The sequence below is a fragment of the Brotaphodocola sp. genome (assembly GCF_050873065.1).
In the GTDB taxonomy this organism is placed as follows: Bacteria; Bacillota; Clostridia; order Lachnospirales; family Lachnospiraceae; genus Brotaphodocola.
The window spans coordinates 42084-57753 of the sequence record NZ_JBNMIC010000015.1; the positions used below are offsets into that span (position 1 = coordinate 42084).

General features: G+C 48.2%; 19 protein-coding genes. 16 read left to right on the forward strand and 3 right to left on the reverse strand.

Annotated elements, in window-relative coordinates; genetic code table 11:
• The first annotated feature begins 124 nt into the window (after positions 1–124).
• From ACR0QE_RS05980 to ACR0QE_RS06005, 6 genes are all read left to right on the forward strand, one after another.
• Entirely contained in the window at positions 125–937 is an 813-nt protein-coding gene (locus ACR0QE_RS05980; protein ID WP_432627451.1) for a helix-hairpin-helix domain-containing protein, read from the forward strand.
• A 123-nt stretch (positions 938–1060) separates the two neighbouring features.
• Positions 1061–1759 carry a response regulator transcription factor gene (locus tag ACR0QE_RS05985; RefSeq protein WP_432627452.1) on the forward strand — a complete coding sequence of 233 codons (699 nt, stop codon included), beginning with the start codon at positions 1061–1063 and terminating at the stop codon, positions 1757–1759.
• 95 nt (positions 1760–1854) lie between these two features.
• Positions 1855–3324 carry a hypothetical protein gene (locus ACR0QE_RS05990; RefSeq protein WP_432627453.1) on the forward strand — a complete coding sequence of 490 codons (1470 nt, stop codon included), beginning with the start codon at positions 1855–1857 and terminating at the stop codon, positions 3322–3324.
• A 162-nt stretch (positions 3325–3486) separates the two neighbouring features.
• Positions 3487–4467 carry an alpha/beta hydrolase gene (locus tag ACR0QE_RS05995; RefSeq protein WP_432627454.1) on the forward strand — a complete coding sequence of 327 codons (981 nt, stop codon included), beginning with the start codon at positions 3487–3489 and terminating at the stop codon, positions 4465–4467.
• Entirely contained in the window at positions 4464–4943 is a 480-nt protein-coding gene (gene rlmH, locus ACR0QE_RS06000) for a 23S rRNA (pseudouridine(1915)-N(3))-methyltransferase RlmH (protein ID WP_432627455.1), read from the forward strand. The genes ACR0QE_RS05995 and rlmH overlap by 4 nt, the downstream gene beginning before the upstream one ends.
• A gap of 278 nt (positions 4944–5221) precedes the next feature.
• On the forward strand, positions 5222–5968 hold the full coding sequence (locus ACR0QE_RS06005) for a hypothetical protein (RefSeq protein WP_432627456.1): 747 nt from the start codon (positions 5222–5224) through the stop codon (positions 5966–5968).
• A 134-nt stretch (positions 5969–6102) separates the two neighbouring features.
• On the opposite strand, the gene ACR0QE_RS06010 is transcribed toward ACR0QE_RS06005, so the two are convergent.
• Both ACR0QE_RS06010 and ACR0QE_RS06015 read right to left on the reverse strand, forming a co-directional pair.
• Entirely contained in the window at positions 6103–6723 is a 621-nt protein-coding gene (locus tag ACR0QE_RS06010; RefSeq protein WP_432627457.1) for an NAD(P)H-binding protein, read from the reverse strand.
• A gap of 13 nt (positions 6724–6736) precedes the next feature.
• Positions 6737–7570 (reverse strand): aldo/keto reductase, encoded by an 834-nt coding sequence (locus ACR0QE_RS06015; protein WP_432627458.1) that lies wholly within the window; start codon positions 7568–7570, stop codon positions 6737–6739.
• Between the two features lie 118 nt (positions 7571–7688).
• Here ACR0QE_RS06015 and ACR0QE_RS06020 point away from each other — a divergent pair, with 118 nt between their 5' ends.
• A complete protein-coding gene (locus ACR0QE_RS06020; RefSeq protein ID WP_432627459.1) occupies positions 7689–8111 on the forward strand; it encodes a MerR family transcriptional regulator in 423 nt (140 codons plus the stop codon).
• 98 nt (positions 8112–8209) lie between these two features.
• Positions 8210–8743, forward strand: a complete 534-nt coding sequence (locus ACR0QE_RS06025) for a methylated-DNA--[protein]-cysteine S-methyltransferase (protein WP_432627470.1) — start codon at positions 8210–8212, stop codon at positions 8741–8743.
• 60 nt (positions 8744–8803) lie between these two features.
• Here the strand turns inward: ACR0QE_RS06025 and ACR0QE_RS06030 are convergent, their stop codons facing one another.
• The gene (locus ACR0QE_RS06030; RefSeq protein WP_432627460.1) at positions 8804–9811 is read right to left on the reverse strand and encodes a Gfo/Idh/MocA family protein; all 1008 of its coding nucleotides are present in this window, start codon (positions 9809–9811) and stop codon (positions 8804–8806) included.
• A 156-nt stretch (positions 9812–9967) separates the two neighbouring features.
• Here ACR0QE_RS06030 and spoIIIAA point away from each other — a divergent pair, with 156 nt between their 5' ends.
• From spoIIIAA to ACR0QE_RS06070, 8 genes are all read left to right on the forward strand, one after another.
• Positions 9968–11002, forward strand: a complete 1035-nt coding sequence (gene spoIIIAA / locus ACR0QE_RS06035; protein ID WP_432627461.1) for a stage III sporulation protein AA — start codon at positions 9968–9970, stop codon at positions 11000–11002.
• 34 nt (positions 11003–11036) lie between these two features.
• On the forward strand, positions 11037–11594 hold the full coding sequence (locus ACR0QE_RS06040) for a stage III sporulation protein AB (RefSeq protein ID WP_432627462.1): 558 nt from the start codon (positions 11037–11039) through the stop codon (positions 11592–11594).
• Positions 11595–11748: 154 nt separating this feature from the next.
• Complete coding sequence (gene spoIIIAC, locus ACR0QE_RS06045; RefSeq protein ID WP_177977664.1) at positions 11749–11943, forward strand: stage III sporulation protein AC; 195 nt, start codon at positions 11749–11751, stop codon at positions 11941–11943.
• 115 nt (positions 11944–12058) lie between these two features.
• The gene (locus tag ACR0QE_RS06050; RefSeq protein WP_432627463.1) at positions 12059–12445 is read left to right on the forward strand and encodes a SpoIIIAC/SpoIIIAD family protein; all 387 of its coding nucleotides are present in this window, start codon (positions 12059–12061) and stop codon (positions 12443–12445) included.
• Between the two features lie 62 nt (positions 12446–12507).
• Positions 12508–13737 carry a stage III sporulation protein AE gene (locus ACR0QE_RS06055; protein WP_432627464.1) on the forward strand — a complete coding sequence of 410 codons (1230 nt, stop codon included), beginning with the start codon at positions 12508–12510 and terminating at the stop codon, positions 13735–13737.
• Positions 13738–13768: 31 nt separating this feature from the next.
• Positions 13769–14635, forward strand: a complete 867-nt coding sequence (locus ACR0QE_RS06060) for a stage III sporulation protein AF (RefSeq protein WP_432627465.1) — start codon at positions 13769–13771, stop codon at positions 14633–14635.
• On the forward strand, positions 14601–15275 hold the full coding sequence (locus tag ACR0QE_RS06065; RefSeq protein WP_432627466.1) for a stage III sporulation protein AG: 675 nt from the start codon (positions 14601–14603) through the stop codon (positions 15273–15275). Before ACR0QE_RS06060 ends, ACR0QE_RS06065 begins: the two co-directional genes overlap by 35 nt.
• A gap of 266 nt (positions 15276–15541) precedes the next feature.
• On the forward strand, positions 15542–15670 hold a 129-nt coding region (locus ACR0QE_RS06070), incomplete at its 3' end, for a transposase (protein ID WP_432627471.1).

The window sequence follows — 15670 nt, forward strand, 5'->3', positions numbered from 1 at the left end:
CAGATTTATTTCCGGAAAGAACGCAAGAATTTCTTCAGGAATTCCCGCTTGTAATTCCTGATTTCTTTCGGTAGAATAGAGCTAGGCTGAATCTGGAATTCTCTCGGAAAAGGAGAGAATTTTTATGAATACAAAAGAGTCGGGACTGATTGGAAAATCTGGCATTTTGAGATGGGTGATTCTGGCAGTGTTTCTGTTAGCCGCAGGCTGCCTCTTCAGCTGTGGGGCGTCAGAGGTGTCGATGGAGATTGCATTGTCCTCGACGGATGCATCGGATGAAGCGCCGGCGGAGACTGCGCAAAATGCGAAAGACGAGATGCTCACGGAATCCGGGACAGAAACGGAAAGTGAAACTTTCGCGGAAAAAGAAACCACAAAAAAAACCGCGACAGAAAGCACAGTAGAAAACACGGCAGAAAACACAGAAAATGTGACGGAGCCGAAAGCGGACTGTTTTGTCTATGTGTGTGGCGAGGTAAAAAGCCCGGGAGTCTACTGCATGGAGAATGGAAAGCGGATTTTTGAGGCAGTTGAGCAGGCGGGAGGTTTTACCGATGAGGCGGTGCGCGAATATCTGAATCTGGCAGATGAAATCTGTGATGGAATGAAGATTTTTGTCCCAGGCAGGGAGCAGGTACAGTCCGGCCAGATTCCGGCGGATGGGTTTGTCTCCTTCTCTGGCGGTGATGGAAGCAGAACAAATGCCGGAGGCAGGACAGGTGCCGGAAACGCAGGAACGGTGTCGGAGAAGATCAATCTTAACACGGCATCGAAGGAGGAACTGATGACGCTAAGCGGAATCGGATCGGCGAGGGCGGAGGATATCATTCAGTACCGCGAGCAGCATGGAAGATTCCAGCGGATTGAGGACATCAAGAAGATATCCGGAATCAAGGATGCGGCCTTTGAGAAGATCAAAGACCGGATCACTGTTTAGAAAAATAAAAACAGAAAACTGTAAAAAGATAAGGATAAATAGATAAAGATAAAAACAGAGATAAAGACAGGGAAGTCTGGTATCTTAGAAAGTGAATGGAGAGCAAAAGCAGAGGAAATTATTATGGCAAAGATCTTGGTAGTTGACGATGAAAAACTGATTGTGAAAGGAATCCGCTTCAGTCTGGAACACGAGGGCTGGGAAGTGGATTGTGCTTACGATGGAGAAGAGGCGATCAGCCTGGCAAAGCAGACGGAGTACGATGTGGTACTGCTTGACGTGATGCTTCCCAAGTTTGACGGATTTGAGGTGTGTCAGGCGATTCGGGAATTTTCGGAGATGCCGATTATCATGTTGACTGCCAAGGGCGGAGACATGGATAAGATCCTTGGTCTGGAGTACGGGGCGGATGATTATATCACAAAGCCGTTCAATATTCTTGAGGTGAAGGCGCGAATCAAGGCGATCATGCGCCGAAATGCGAAGAAGACGCGTGCGGCAGCCGAGCCGGAGAATAAGATGATCAGCGCAGGCGATCTGAAGCTTGACCGGGAGGGACGAAGAGTCTTCATCGGAGAGAAGGAGATCAATCTGACTGCGAAAGAGTTTGATCTTCTCGAGCTTCTCGTCTGCAATCCGAACAAGGTATACAGCAGAGAGAATTTGCTTGCGCTCGTGTGGGGAAACAAGGCCTCCGAGTCGGGGGATGTGAGAACGGTGGATGTCCATGTGCGCCGTCTGAGAGAGAAGATTGAGCCGAGCCCGAGTGATCCGAGATATGTACACACGAAATGGGGCGTGGGATATTATTTCCGCGCCTAGAGAGAGATCCGATCAAAAAAGATGGTTCCCGTCAAACTTTGACTGTGGGCATGCATGGAAAGCAATTCAAAAAACTGAGAAAGAAGGCTCTGGAGATGGCAGAGAAAGAGCATAGATGGAGAAGATTAGATAATACAGCGAAGATTTTTCCTGTGATTGCAAATGAGGGAATGAGCCAGGTGTTCCGAATCTCCGCAGTTTTGAAGGAGGATGTCAAGCCGGAACTTTTGCAGAAGGCGCTGGAGGATATTTTGCCTCATATTCGGGAGTTCCGCGTAAAATTGCGCCGGGGACTTTTCTGGTACTATTTTGAGGAGAATGACCGGATTCCGCAGGTACAGAGAGAGAGCACCTATCCCTGCCGCTATCTGGATCCTCACGGAAGCCAGAAGTTTTTGTTCCGCGTGACTTACTTTAAGCGGAGAATCAATCTGGAGGTCTTTCATGCGCTGACGGACGGACTTGGCGCGGCGAGATTTTTGAAGAATCTGACAGCACGCTATCTCGAGCTTGCCAAGGAGGAGCCGGGAGTCTGGATGCCGGAGGATGAGGAAAAGCCGGATGAGCAGATTTTTGAGACAGTGGACAGCTATCTGGAAAACTATCGGGAGATGGAGCACAGAAGTTACAGTTCCAGACCGGCATTCCGGATGGAGGGGCATTTCCTTCCGCTCGGAACCGGTCAGGTACTTCACGGGTATCTGAAGGTTGCGGATGTCAAGGCGGTGTCGAAGAAGCACGGGGTTACTGTGACAAAATATCTCGCTGCGGCGCTGATCTGGTCAATCTGGCAGGAGTATCTGGACGGAAAAGCGGCGAAGAGGCCGGTGGTCCTGAATATTCCGATCAATCTGAGAGCTTTTTTCAAGTCGGATACGATGGCAAACTTTTTTGCTGTCAGCAGCATCGGATGGCTGTTTAAGGATCCGGACATAACGTTTGATGCGCTTGTACAGAAAATCAGCCGTCAGATGGACCGGAAGATCACGAAGGAGCGTCTGGAGGAGAGTATTTCCTACAACGTGTCAAATGAGAAAAAGTGGTATCTGCGCATCATTCCGCTCGTGATCAAGCGTCTCACACTGGGATTTATTTTCAGTCTCAAAGACAAGGCGTATACGATGACGCTCTCAAATATCGGACCGATCCGGATGGATCCGGAATTTGGAGAGTTTGCAGAGGATGTGGAGCGTTTTCAGGTCATGATCGGAGTCTCGAGAAAACAGCCGTGCAAATGCAGTGTCTGTGCATACGGGGATGAGATGGCAGTGACGTTTACTTCCGTATTTGCAGACAGCCGGATTCAGAAACGGTTTTTCCGGAAGATGAAGGAAGACGGGATTGCCGTGCGTCTGGAGGGAAATGAGCTCAGTGCGGCGAGAAAGAGGGACAATTATCCGAGAATCCGCAGAGTCTGGGTGATCCAGAAAGGCGGTGAGAAGCGTGCGGCCCGGATGGCAAAGAAAGTCGGCCACACAGGGGAGCATGCGGCAAGAGGACTCTGGGATTACCTCAGAGGAAAAGAAAACTGGAAGGAAGAGCTTCGCCGCAGATTCCATGTGTAAACTGTCTGGTATAACTCAGAGAGGATGTCCCCCTCCTCTATAGGTGGGGGTATCACAAACTTTTTCAGGAGGGAAGACAATACGCTCCGTGAGGATACGCAGGCGGCGGATTTTGCAGATTGGAAACACGATTTGGATTTGAGAGCAGGGAAGAGGGACAGCATGAGAGAAGAACGAGTGAGCCTGCGCGGGAAACTGGTGCGGGATATGATGAAAAATATGATGGATTCCGCAATGGGGCACAAATTTCAGACCGGGGAATATCGAATGAATCCTGTGGAGCCGGCGTGGATCTGCCCGCCGGAATATGAGTATGAGATAGTGGAGATGGAAAATTTTCAGATGGAATATCTGCGACCGTCGGGAGTCTGTACCGGGCGGGTCGTGCTCCAGCTTCACGGAGGCGGTTATATTGGACCGATGAAAAATATTTATCGGGATTTTGCCGTTCAGTATTCCCAGCGGAGCATGGGAGCCGATGTGCTGACGATCGATTACCGTGTTGCGCCGAAATACCCGTTTCCTGCGGCTCTCGAGGACGCCGTGACAGCGTACCAGTGGCTGATAAAAGAGAAAAATTACAGGGCGAGGGATATTGTCATCGCCGGTGATTCGGCTGGGGGAGGACTTGCGCTTGCGCTTGTGATGTATCTGAGAGATCATGCCCTGTCTCTGCCTGCGGGAGTTCTCGTGATGTCGCCGTGGGCGGATCTGACCTGCAGTGGGGAGAGTCACCAGACGAATTTCCACAGGGATCCGCAGTTTGGCGGAACGACAGACAATATGCTGCATAACAGCCCTTATATCGGGGAGGCGGATCCTCGCGATCCCTATCTCTCTCCGATGTTTGGAGATTTCTCGGATTTTCCGCCGACACTGATTCAGGTGGGAAGCGAGGAGGTGCTGCTGAGTGATTCGCTGACAGTTGCCGGGAAACTCAGGGCGGCACACAGAAAACTCCGCATTTCTGTTTATGATGGAATGTTTCATGTATTCCAGATGGCGCTTCGCCTGATCCCGGAGAGCCGTGAGGCGTGGGAGGAGGCAGGGCGTTTTCTGGAGATTGTTTATGGAGTTGAGAGAACGGAAGATGGACGAAAGGTGCGGCTGGTGCGTTCTGGCCGCAGACGGAAAAAAAGATGAAAATTACAGTGATTGCAGTTGGAAAAATCAAGGAGAAGTTCTTCTCGGATGCGATTGCAGAATACCAGAAGCGTCTGAGCCGCTACTGCAAACTTGAGATTGTTCAGGTAGCAGATGAGAAGACGCCGGACAAGGCGAGTGATCTTCAGAATGAGCAGATCAAAAAGAAAGAGGGCGAGCGGATTCTGGCGCACATCAAGGATGGCGCCTATGTGATTGCACTTGCAATCAACGGAAAAATGCTAAGCTCCGAACAGCTTTCTGCGGAGCTTGAGCGTCTTGGAAATCAGGGGCAGAGCCAGGTTGTGATGATCATCGGCGGTTCTCTTGGACTTTCCAAGGAGGTGCTTGACCGCGCGGACTACAAGCTGAGTTTTTCGCCGATGACGTTTCCGCACCAGCTGATGCGCGTGGTACTTTTGGAGCAGGTATACCGCGGATTTAAGATCATGGCGGGAGAGCCGTACCACAAGTAACCGTATCACAAGTGAGAAATGGTTGCTGTATATAGGTGAAACTTTTCTGAACATTAACAAAAACTGAAAATGTCAGAAAAATGAAAGATTTTTATCACAGATATTTTGCAGTTTTATGGTAAGATAAAATAAATACAAAAGTAGAATCATAAAACTAGATCGAGGATGCGTAAAACCAGAAGTGGAACCCAAAATAAACGCGAAAAGGAAACCGGAACAAGTGGACGGGATTTGCGTATAAAGGGAGGTGCGCAGACGGAGATGAGGAGGGATTTGTGATGATGAAAATGAAAGATTTAGGAAGACGACTGGTGAGGGCTGCGGCAGTTGGAATCTTGTCCGTAGCGATGGGGGTGAGTGCATTTGCAGCGACGCGTCTCGACAAGGTGAGTGATGCGTACTGGGATGACACGAACATCACTGTGGCGCGCTGGGATGAAGTCGAGGATGCCACCCAGTATGAGATTTATCTGTACCGCAACGAGAGCAAGGTCGGCGAGGCAAAGACAAAGAAGACGTACCTGAATCTGGAGAAAAAGATGACGACCGCCGGGGAGTACACGTTTAAGGTCCGCGCACTCGGAAAGGGAAGATCGACCGCAAACGGATACTGGTCAGCTGAGTCAGATGCGACTTACATCAGCGAAGACTATGCAGAGCTGATCAAGAATGGCGGACATATTGACACGGAACATTCCGGTCCGGGAGCAAAGACTGATGGAACCGCAAACCAGACGTCCAGCCAGACGGGAGTTGTGCTCAGTGCAGGCTGGCAGAAGAGTGAGAATGGCTGGTGGTACCGCAACGCAGATGGAACTTATCCGTCAAATGGCTGGTGGCAGGATCCGTCCACAAAGATCTGGTATTATCTGGATGCACAGGGATATATGAAGACGGGATGGATTGACGATAACGGCAAGAGGTATTACTGTGATCCATCGTCCGGTGCGATGCTGACCGGTGAGCAGACGATCGATGGAACGATCTTTGTGTTCGACAATTCCGGTGTGCTTCTTGCAGAGTAGCAGTAATATGTAGGATGGCAGCGGATGTGGACTTGGTGATTGTTCGACGATAAACAAGATACCGCATAGGAAGCATGACAGGTGCAATGTGTAACGAGAGATCTTTACGCAGTGCACCTGTTTTCTAGTTACAATTAAAATACAGCTTTTGTATCCTGCGTGATGCTGACGCTTTCTCTTGAATAAAGATCATCATCCAGAATGATTTTTACTGCGAATTTCACCAGTGCAGGGATAGGGGTGATATATCCCTTTGCCGCTTCTCCTTTGAGTGTAAGAACAAAATCATCTTCATTACCATCACATAAATAACCGGGACGAAGAATCGTGTAATTCAAAGTGCTGACTTCAACAATATCCACTGCCTTGCGGTTTGGAATCTGTGCAGACTCATTGTCGAGATTGTCTTCCCCATCGATTTCGTCAGGGATTTCGTTGTAAATACCTACGGCACCCATGAAAATCAGTCGGTTTACGTTGCTTTCTGTCATGGCAGAAACAATATTCTCTGCAATTTTGGGTAGGGTATCACCAGAGATGGCACAGTACACGACATCCTGCTCCGGCATGATTGCTTTTAACTCTGCTATGTTTTCCGCATCGCCGTTAATTACAGAGATACGATCAGTATCCGTATATACTTCTCTTGCATGGCGAGCAAATAAAGTAAGGTGACAATTCGTTTCTGAAAGCAGTTTCTTTGTGAGTGCACTGCCGGCTGTGCCAGTTGCCCCTAACAGTAGTATATTTTTCATCGCTTTGCCTCCTTTACCATGTTAATGAAAACTCTACCAGTTCCGGTGTTTCTGGTCTGCCGATCAACGGTTCTTTTTTATCCAGTGCAGAAAGCTGTGATATTTCAGCTGTGGTCAGTTCAAAATCAAACAAATTAAAATTCTCTTTGATATGCTCTGATTTGGTGCTTCTCGGGATAACGCTTATGCCTTTTTGTGTCAGAAAACGAAGCAATACCTGTGCAGGAGTTTTTCTGTATTTTTCGGCAAGTGAAAGTATCATAGGCTCCTGAAACATTTCGTTACGGTTGCCTTGACCAAGCGGTGCATAAGCCATGTGCGAAACCTGTTTTTTGTCCATCCAGCTACGTTCTGTGCTGCGCTGGCAGTAAAGGTTGGTTTCAATCTGATTGATTGCCGGGATGATTTTATTGTAAGCGATCAAATCAAGAAGCTGGTCTGGTTCAAAGTTGGAAACTCCGATTGCCCGAATCTTTCCTTCGGCATACAGTTTTTCAAGAGTGCGCCATGCCCCATAATAGTTGGCAAACGGCCAGTGCAGGAGCAACAGGTCGATATAGTCTGTCTGCAGATTTGCAAGTGACTGCATGACTGTCTGCTCGGCATTTTCATAGGACTTGAAATTCACCTTGGTGACAAGAAAAAGCTCCTTGCGGTCAATACCGCTCTGTCTGATTCCTTCGCCTACTTCTTTTTCGTTGCCATAGGCTTCTGCAGTGTCAATCATTCGATAGCCATTTTTAATTGCTTCCGTAACTGCATTTTTGCAGGTTTCTCCAACAAGCATGAATGTACCAAAGCCGATAAGCGGCATCTGAATGCCATTATTCAAAGTCAAATATTCCATGTTCAATCCTCCGTCCTTATATTTACTTAGAGCAATTCTCTATGCTATAATTATTCTAACAAGTTCGTGTAACACGAAGTCAAGAACAATTTATGGGGGAGGCTTACGAGGGAAGATTATGTACTATACGATGAAACAAATGGCGGAGATGTTTGACGTAACAGAGCATACGCTACGTTTCTATACCGATAAAGGATTGTTGCCTTGTGAGCGTGACGGTGGAAATCGTCGGGTGTTCAATGAAGAATCTGTCAACTGGATGCAAGGCATTAAGTGTTTGAAAGGCTGTGGAGCATCTATTGATGATATTCAGGAATATTGTCGGCTATGTCTGTTGGAAGAGTCAGAAGAAAATCTGAAAGCAAGGTATGAGATTATCCTAAAACAGCGTGATGCAGCGTATCAGAGGCTGGAAGAAGCGAAAGTCACCGTTAAATATATGGACGATAAAGTGGCACATTATGAAAGCATTCTTTCGGGTATTGCCCCGGATGACACGAATCCTAAAAACTGGACGGCAGAGAACAGACCGAAACATTGAAGTGGCAACGCACAGATTGTCGTTCTTTAGTCTCTTGAAGGAAGTACTGAAACGGTTAAAACGAGATGTTTTTTGAAAGTGAAAGGAATGAGAAAACGATGATATATACTTGTACTTATTTGTCACCATTGGGAGATATTTTGCTGGCTGCTGACGAGATCGGACTTACGGGACTGTGGTTTGAAGGGCAGAAATATTTTGCCAATACACTTCCAGATGAGAGAGTTTCACAGGAGACGCCGATTCTTAAAGAGGCAAAGCGCTGGCTGGATATCTACTTTTCCGGGAAGAAACCAGAATTTACACCGCCGCTTCATCCCACCGGGTCAGAATTCCGACAGCAGATATGGCAGATCTTACTGCAGATTCCATATGGCCAGACCATTACCTATGGGGAGATTGCAAGGCGGTTGGAAGAAAAGCAAAATACCTCCCACATGTCTGCACAGGCGGTGGGCGGTGCAGTGGGGCATAACGAAGTGTCTATTATCATTCCCTGCCACCGGGTCGTGGGTACAAATGGCAGTCTGACAGGATATGCAGGAGGTATTGATAAAAAAATTGCACTGTTGCAGATGGAACATACAGATATGAGTCATTTTTTTGTCCCGAAGAAAGGAACTGCATTGTAGGAGTTTCGCAATGCAGTTCCTGATCACAGGTGTAACAGCCGACATAAATTTCCGTTTGCTTTAATCCCAGTTTTCACCCGGATATTTCATTCCCCAGTCTTTTCTGAGTCTGGTCATGATCGCCATGACATCCCTCGTGTATGCGAGGTGCATTTCATCCTGGCTGTCATTCTTATCCGCGTGCATTCTGTTTTTGACTGTTTTTTCCATATCCGTCATCTCGTAGTACAGGGCATTGGCGGTGTCTCCACAGGCAAGTTCTGTCTGCTTTCCAGTCTCGGCGTCGACGAGGACAGCCTTGCTTGCGCGCGGATATTCCATGATCTCGATATAACCCTTTTCACAGCTGATCATCGCGCGCTTCGGCTGTTTGGAGTGCATTGAGAGGGCGACCGTTGCCATCTGTCCGAGACTGTTCTTTAAAAGGACAGTTGCCTGCTCATCCGATCCGGTCGGAGACGCCTTCCACTGGCTTGCGATCTCATCCGGTGTCTCGTCCATGAAACTTCTGACAATCGACAGTGCGTAGACTCCGATGTCGAGCATTGCACCGCCGGCGAGATTCATGTTGAAGAAACGGTTGCTCATGTTGTATTCTTTGAAACTTCCGAAATTCATCGTGATGATCTGAACTTTTCCGAGCTCTCCGCTTTTTACGATTTCCCAGAGTTTTTTGTAGATGGGCATGTGCCAGATTGTCATCGCCTCCGCGAGAACCAGGTTTTTCTCTTTTGCAAGATCAATCATCTCTTCAAGTTCCCGGCTGTTTAATGTGATGGATTTTTCGACGAGGAGATGTTTGCCGTGTTCGAGAGCTTTTTTCATAAATTCGTAGTGGGTATTGTGCGGTGTTGTGAGGTAGATGATGTCCACATTTTCATCCTCAAACATCTCATCGATCTGGTCATAAACTTTTTTAATCTGATATTTTTCTGCAAAGTCAACAGCCTTCTGATGTGTCCGGTTTGCGACCGAATATAAAGACTTTCCCATTTTCTGTAGTCCCTGCGCCATCTCGTTTGCGATGACACCGGTGCCGAGCACCGCCCAGTTTAAATCGTCATGCATAAAAATTCCCTCCGTCCTGAATCAAATTTTCTAGCCTGTGATTCCTATCCATTTTTATTATAAAAATTCCCGAATTTTTCGTCAATACGGGATCTTTCTGTGTTTACGCATAATTCAGGATTGTTATCTCATATATTCTAGCAGGAGGAGATGGACATGGTAAGGCGGGAGGAGACGTTGCTGAAAATGTTTCCGGAAGAAATTCGGAAATTGCTTGTGCCGATTCCGCGCTGGTTTGAACAGACGCAGGAAATCCGCCTCAGAGCAGGTGGCCCGCTTCTGCTTCAGTATGGAGGCAAAGAGTATGTGGTGTGCTCGGATGGAAGCGGGCTTGGAATGGAGTTAAAATGCGCTTATCAGGTTTCCGCGAAACAGATCAGGGAGACGCTCGAGCACATGGCGTCCTACTCGCTTTACGCGTTTGAGGAGGAGATCCGTCAGGGATTTTTGACGCTTCCCGGGGGACACCGCATCGGAATTGCTGGAAAGACGATTGTCCAGAGTGGAGAGATCCGGAGCATGAAGTTTCTCTCATTTCTCAACATTCGTCTTGCCCATGAAGTGTTAGGGTGTGCCGATCAGGTTTTTCCGCAGCTGTTTGAGCGGGGGCAGCTGTGCAGCGTTCTGATTCTGTCCCCACCCCGATGTGGAAAGACGACACTTTTGCGGGACATCGTGCGGCAGATTTCAGATGGAAGTTTGCAGGTGAATGGGATGACAGTCGGGCTTGTGGATGAGCGATCTGAGATCGCTGCCTGTTATCAGGGAGTTCCGCAGAATGATGTCGGGATACGCACCGATGTCCTAGATGCGTGCCCGAAGGCGCACGGGATGATGATGCTGATCCGGACGATGGCGCCGCAGGTCGTGGCGGTGGATGAGATTGGAAGCCGGATGGATATGGAAGCTGTGGAGTATGCGATGAACTGCGGCTGCCGGGTGATTGCAACTGTTCACGGAAATGGGATGGAGGATATCCGCAAAAAGCCGGTGCTCGATCGGATGCTTCGGGAAAAATGGTTTGACCGTTATCTGATTCTCCACCGTTCGATGACGGAGAAAATGACGGCAGAGGTGTGTGATGCACAGGGAAATCCGATCGGTGTGGCATCTCTATCAGCTAGAGAGGTATCTGGCACAGCCGAAACTGTTTCGGGGAAAAATTCACGGAGCAGGCAAATAGAAAAATAGAGAGTTTCTTTTCGGAGAGGAAGGTAGGGGGCAGATGGGCAGTAAAACCATTTTTCTGGGGCTTCGGTGTCTCGGCGCTGTGTTTGTGATTCTCGGTGCATCCGGATTTGGAATCAGTATGGCAGTCCAGTATATGAAGCGTCTTTCGCAGTTGGAACAGCTTCGCAGAATGATTTTTTTGCTCAAGGGTCAGATTGTATATGCAAATGCCTCGCTTCCGGAAGCCTTTGAAGCCGTCGGAAAACGCGAAAAGGGTCCTCTCGGCACATTGTTTCAGCAGGTGGCAGAACAGGCTGAGACTCTGGAAGAAGCAAATTTTTCTGCGGTCTGGGAGCAGGAGATCGGGAAAATGGGAGAGAAAAATGGAAAAGAACAAAGCGCGCTTAGCAGCTCGGACAGGCAGTCGCTTGCCGGACTTGGGCGTCATCTGGGATTTCTTGACCGCGAGATGCAGGAGAGAAATCTTCTTTTGTATCTGGAAGAACTTGATGAGCAGATCGTCCAGCTGAGAGGACATCGGCAGGAGACCTGCCGCCTGTATACAAGTCTCGGTGTGATGGGCGGAATCTTTCTTGCAGTAATTCTGATCTAAGGTTTGAAATTTGATCTGAGACCTGAAATCAGAAGTTTGGACAGAAGTTTGGAATTTAATTGGAAATTTGAAATCTGCAACTGGAAGAGTTCAAAAATTTATTTGATTTGCAGAGAATAAATATTTTATCTGGGGATGGGAGGCGGGAAGCCGGATGGGGGTAAATCTGATTTTTAAAATTGCAGCGGTCGGGATTCTTGTCTCCGTCGTCTGTCAGGTCTTAAAGCACAGCGGTCGGGAAGAGCAGGCATTTCTGACGAGTCTTGCTGGGCTGATTCTGGTGCTGTTCTGGATGGTGCCTTATATCTATGAACTGTTTGAGACGATCAAGGATCTGTTTGCCCTGTAATTTGGTGCGGCTTTGTGGTTCAAAGTGTCATTTTCTTGTGGTTTTATTTTGGGTTACACGTCAGAAATTACGGGAGAATGGTAAGTATAAGATTTCTTGGGAGGGGATCAGGGAGATGACAATCGTGACAATCGGAATTGCCGGAATCACGGCGGTCCTGCTTGCAGTGCAGATGAAAGGAGTACGGGGTGAATATGCGACGTATCTGTCCATTGCAGCCGGGTGTTTTTTGTTTTTCTATGGAATTACAAAACTTCAGACCGTTCTCGATGCCCTGCGCCGGGTGCAGGATTTCATCCAGATCAGCCCGCTTTATCTGGCGACTCTGCTCAAGATGACGGGAATCAGCTATGTGGCAGAGTTCTCTTCGGGGATTTGTCGGGATGCCGGGTACGGAGCGATCGGAAAACAGATAGAGATCTTTGGAAAACTCTCGATTCTGGCGGTCAGCATGCCGATTGTCCTCGCCCTTCTTGAGACTTTGGAGCGGTTTCAGCCATGAGCGTGCAAATGGCATTGACGACGACATTGCGGAAGTTGGTTTTCTTTTTAGGCGGTTGCGTTTTGTTTGGTTTCTCGGTAGGAAGCGTCTCGGCGCGGGCAGATTGTTATGGGGTGGAAGCGTATGGGGTGGAGCGTGTCTGTGAAAATATAAGTCGGAACACAAATGAAGGGGTTGCAGTTTCTGCCGGGCAAAACGCCCGTTTTGCTGAAGGACAAATCGACCAGAATGAGGGTCTGGCAGAGCAGTGGCAGGAGATTGATCAGTTTCTAAGGCGAGAAAAGCTGTCAGGGTCAGGAAAGGGGGAATTCAGCTTTTCGGAGCTGATGAAAACGATTCTTGCAGGGGATGGCAGGGCGGCGGGCAGACTGCTGATCGATGCCTTGAAGCGGGGAATTGTCGGAAATATCGATGAGGACTGGAAACTGGCAGGTCAGCTTCTCGGACTTGGAATTGTCGGAGCAGTATTTGTCACATTTTCCAATATTTTTTCGGAAAATCAGATTTCCGATACCGGATTTTTCATGACATACCTGCTGATGTTTGCGCTGCTTGTGACGTCTTTTCTTGAGAGCGTGCGCTTTACTGGTCAGGTCTTGGAACAGCAGATTGAATTTATGAAGGTATTAATGCCGGCATGCCTGATGGCGACGGCATGGGCAGGGAGTGGGCTTACGGCAGTCGCCTGGTATGAGGTGGTATTTTTTTTGATTGCAGTGGTTTCGTGGCTGTATCAGCGCTTCTTTCTGCCTCTTGTGCAGATGTATCTGTTGATCAGACTGGCAGGAAATCTGGGAAAGGAAGCGATGGTTTCCAAACTGACAGATTTGATGAAGTCAGGAGTCCATCTTGGAGTGACATCTCTGTTTGCGATGGTCATTGGATTTCAGCTGATTCAGGGCATGGTCCTGCCCTATGCGGATGCGGTGAAAACTGCCGGTGTGTGGAAGATGATTCAGGTGATTCCGGGGATCGGAAATGGAGTGGAAGCGACGGCAAAACTTGTGCTGGGATCAGGAGTTCTGATCAAAAATACGATGGGAGCAGTTGCGATTTTTCTGCTGATTTTATTTAGTCTGGGTCCGATCCTCCGCCTTGGAATTCTGCTTGTTTCTTATCGCCTGATCGCGGCAGTTTTGGAACCGATAGCGGATCACCGTCTGACCGGCTGCATAGGTACAGCGGGGGATGCACAGAAAATGTTACTGGAAATTCTCTTATCCGCAGTAGTCCTCTTTATTCTCACGATTGCTCTGATCTGCGCCGGGACAAACGCGACGTATCTCGCATAGCAATTTTGGAATGGACAGGAAAAAGGGGGGGATGAACACGGAAGGGCTGATGCAGGCAGTTTTTGAGTGGATACGCAATCTGACCGGATTTTTTCTGTTTATGTCTGTGATGGATCACCTGATGCCGGAAAAGACATATCGGGTGTACATAAGACTTTTTGCGGGACTTGTTTTCATCCTTCTGGTTTTGCAGCCATTTACGGGAAACCGCAGGTTGGAAGAGCGCATTGCGCAGTATTATGAGAGCAATCTTTTTCGATATGAGACGGGAGAGTTGAAGGAAAATCTTCTCGGGATAGAAGAAAAGCGGAGAGCCCAGATTGCAAGTCAGTATGAGGCAGTGATTGGACAGGAAATCTCGAGAATGGCTCAGATCGATGGATTTGAGGTAGCAGGATGTTGGGTGGAGATCAATCAGGATGTGGACTCAGAGCAGTTTGGGGAGATAATGGGAGTCCGGGTAGAGGTTTGTTCTGCCCGGCATGAGCAGGGGGCAGAGAGTGCTCGGACAGAGCGCGGACAAGATGACGGTAGTTCTGGAAGCGGGGAGAATTTGCAGGAAAAGGAAACCTGGGAAAATTTGGTGGGCTATGGGAAAGATCGTGCAACCGGGAATATACAGATCCAGATTCCGAAGATTGCGGTAGAAGGGATGGAAAAAGTGGAAGCAGCGGGAGCGCGTGAAAACAAAAAGGAAGATCCGAATAAAACACAGGGGAAAAGTCAGAACGCAATTTTGGGAGAAAATCAGTCGGTGGAGGACATTCAGGAGGACACGGCAAGGGCGGTCTCCGGTCCGGTTTATCAGAAAATCGGGGAGCTGAGAAGCAGGATATCATCGTATTGTGGGGTGGAGGAGCGGAATGTGGAAATCGGAGTTGTGGAAGAAAAAAGATAAATGGCTGTTTGTGCTGACGATCGGGGTGATTCTCTGTATTCTGGCGATTCCATCCGGAGGGCAGGCGGGAAAGAATCAAAATGCCCCGACAGAGAGTTTTGCGAAAAGCCTGTTTCTGAAGAATGAGAGTTCAAGCTCGACCGAGTCTGGGAGTGGCGGAAATGCGACAGGGGCGGGGGCAGGCGCTCTTGGCGAGACCGGAGTGGAGGATAGTCTCGCTGTGTCATCAGGTTCTGTCACACGAACTTATGAGCAGCAGCTTGAGATGAGGGTCAAAAATATTTTAAAAAATGTAGATGGGGTGGGAAAAGTCGATGTGATGATCGCTCTGTATGCCTCGTCGGAAAAAGTGATCCGCAGTGACACGAACAGCAGCGGTTCTCTGACAGAGGAGACAGATTCTTCCGGCGGGACGAGAAGAAGTGAGAGCAGTGCATACAGCACGACGACGGTCATGGAGGACAGCAACGGCAATTCTGCCCCTGTTATTGAAAAAGAGGTTTACCCGGAAATCTCGGGGATTGTGATCAGTGCTGAGGGCGGAGATGATCCGAAAGTCCGGTCAGAAATCTCGACGGCGATGGAGGCGCTGTTTGGGCTGCCGGCGCATAAGATCAAGGTGCTAAAGAGGACCGGGTAATAGTTACAAAAACCCGCTTTCTGGAAAATTTTCAGAACGTAAAATTTCCAGAAAGCGGGTTAAATGGTTGGGGTTTGGGATTGATTATCTTGTTGAGATAAGGACGATAATCTTATTCATCCTCCTCATTTGCCACAGCGTTGTACTCATTTACAATGAATGCGCGAAAAGCCCACGCCTTTAGGTGTGGGATGGATAGCGCAAAACAATCAAGAAATGCGTATGCAATAATTGATTTTATACACATATAGCAATATAATATATGTATGGAAAATAATTATAGACATACAAATACAACAGTATCTTTGATAAACTATCATTTTGTATTTTGTCCGAGATACAGAAGAAAGATTTTTCTAATACCGGATGTTGAAAAACGCTTTAAAGAACTGGTC

Coding starts and splice junctions, on each gene's coding strand:
- ACR0QE_RS05980 (WP_432627451.1), top strand. CDS start 125: ATGAATACAAAAGAGTCGGGACTGATTGGAAAATCTGGCATTTTGAGA.
- ACR0QE_RS05985 (WP_432627452.1), top strand. CDS start 1,061: ATGGCAAAGATCTTGGTAGTTGACGATGAAAAACTGATTGTGAAAGGA.
- ACR0QE_RS05990 (WP_432627453.1), top strand. CDS start 1,855: ATGGCAGAGAAAGAGCATAGATGGAGAAGATTAGATAATACAGCGAAG.
- ACR0QE_RS05995 (WP_432627454.1), top strand. CDS start 3,487: ATGAGAGAAGAACGAGTGAGCCTGCGCGGGAAACTGGTGCGGGATATG.
- rlmH (WP_432627455.1), top strand. CDS start 4,464: ATGAAAATTACAGTGATTGCAGTTGGAAAAATCAAGGAGAAGTTCTTC.
- ACR0QE_RS06005 (WP_432627456.1), top strand. CDS start 5,222: ATGATGAAAATGAAAGATTTAGGAAGACGACTGGTGAGGGCTGCGGCA.
- ACR0QE_RS06010 (WP_432627457.1), bottom strand. CDS start 6,723: ATGAAAAATATACTACTGTTAGGGGCAACTGGCACAGCCGGCAGTGCA.
- ACR0QE_RS06015 (WP_432627458.1), bottom strand. CDS start 7,570: ATGGAATATTTGACTTTGAATAATGGCATTCAGATGCCGCTTATCGGC.
- ACR0QE_RS06020 (WP_432627459.1), top strand. CDS start 7,689: ATGTACTATACGATGAAACAAATGGCGGAGATGTTTGACGTAACAGAG.
- ACR0QE_RS06025 (WP_432627470.1), top strand. CDS start 8,210: ATGATATATACTTGTACTTATTTGTCACCATTGGGAGATATTTTGCTG.
- ACR0QE_RS06030 (WP_432627460.1), bottom strand. CDS start 9,811: ATGCATGACGATTTAAACTGGGCGGTGCTCGGCACCGGTGTCATCGCA.
- spoIIIAA (WP_432627461.1), top strand. CDS start 9,968: ATGGTAAGGCGGGAGGAGACGTTGCTGAAAATGTTTCCGGAAGAAATT.
- ACR0QE_RS06040 (WP_432627462.1), top strand. CDS start 11,037: ATGGGCAGTAAAACCATTTTTCTGGGGCTTCGGTGTCTCGGCGCTGTG.
- spoIIIAC (WP_177977664.1), top strand. CDS start 11,749: ATGGGGGTAAATCTGATTTTTAAAATTGCAGCGGTCGGGATTCTTGTC.
- ACR0QE_RS06050 (WP_432627463.1), top strand. CDS start 12,059: ATGACAATCGTGACAATCGGAATTGCCGGAATCACGGCGGTCCTGCTT.
- ACR0QE_RS06060 (WP_432627465.1), top strand. CDS start 13,769: ATGAACACGGAAGGGCTGATGCAGGCAGTTTTTGAGTGGATACGCAAT.
- ACR0QE_RS06065 (WP_432627466.1), top strand. CDS start 14,601: ATGTGGAAATCGGAGTTGTGGAAGAAAAAAGATAAATGGCTGTTTGTG.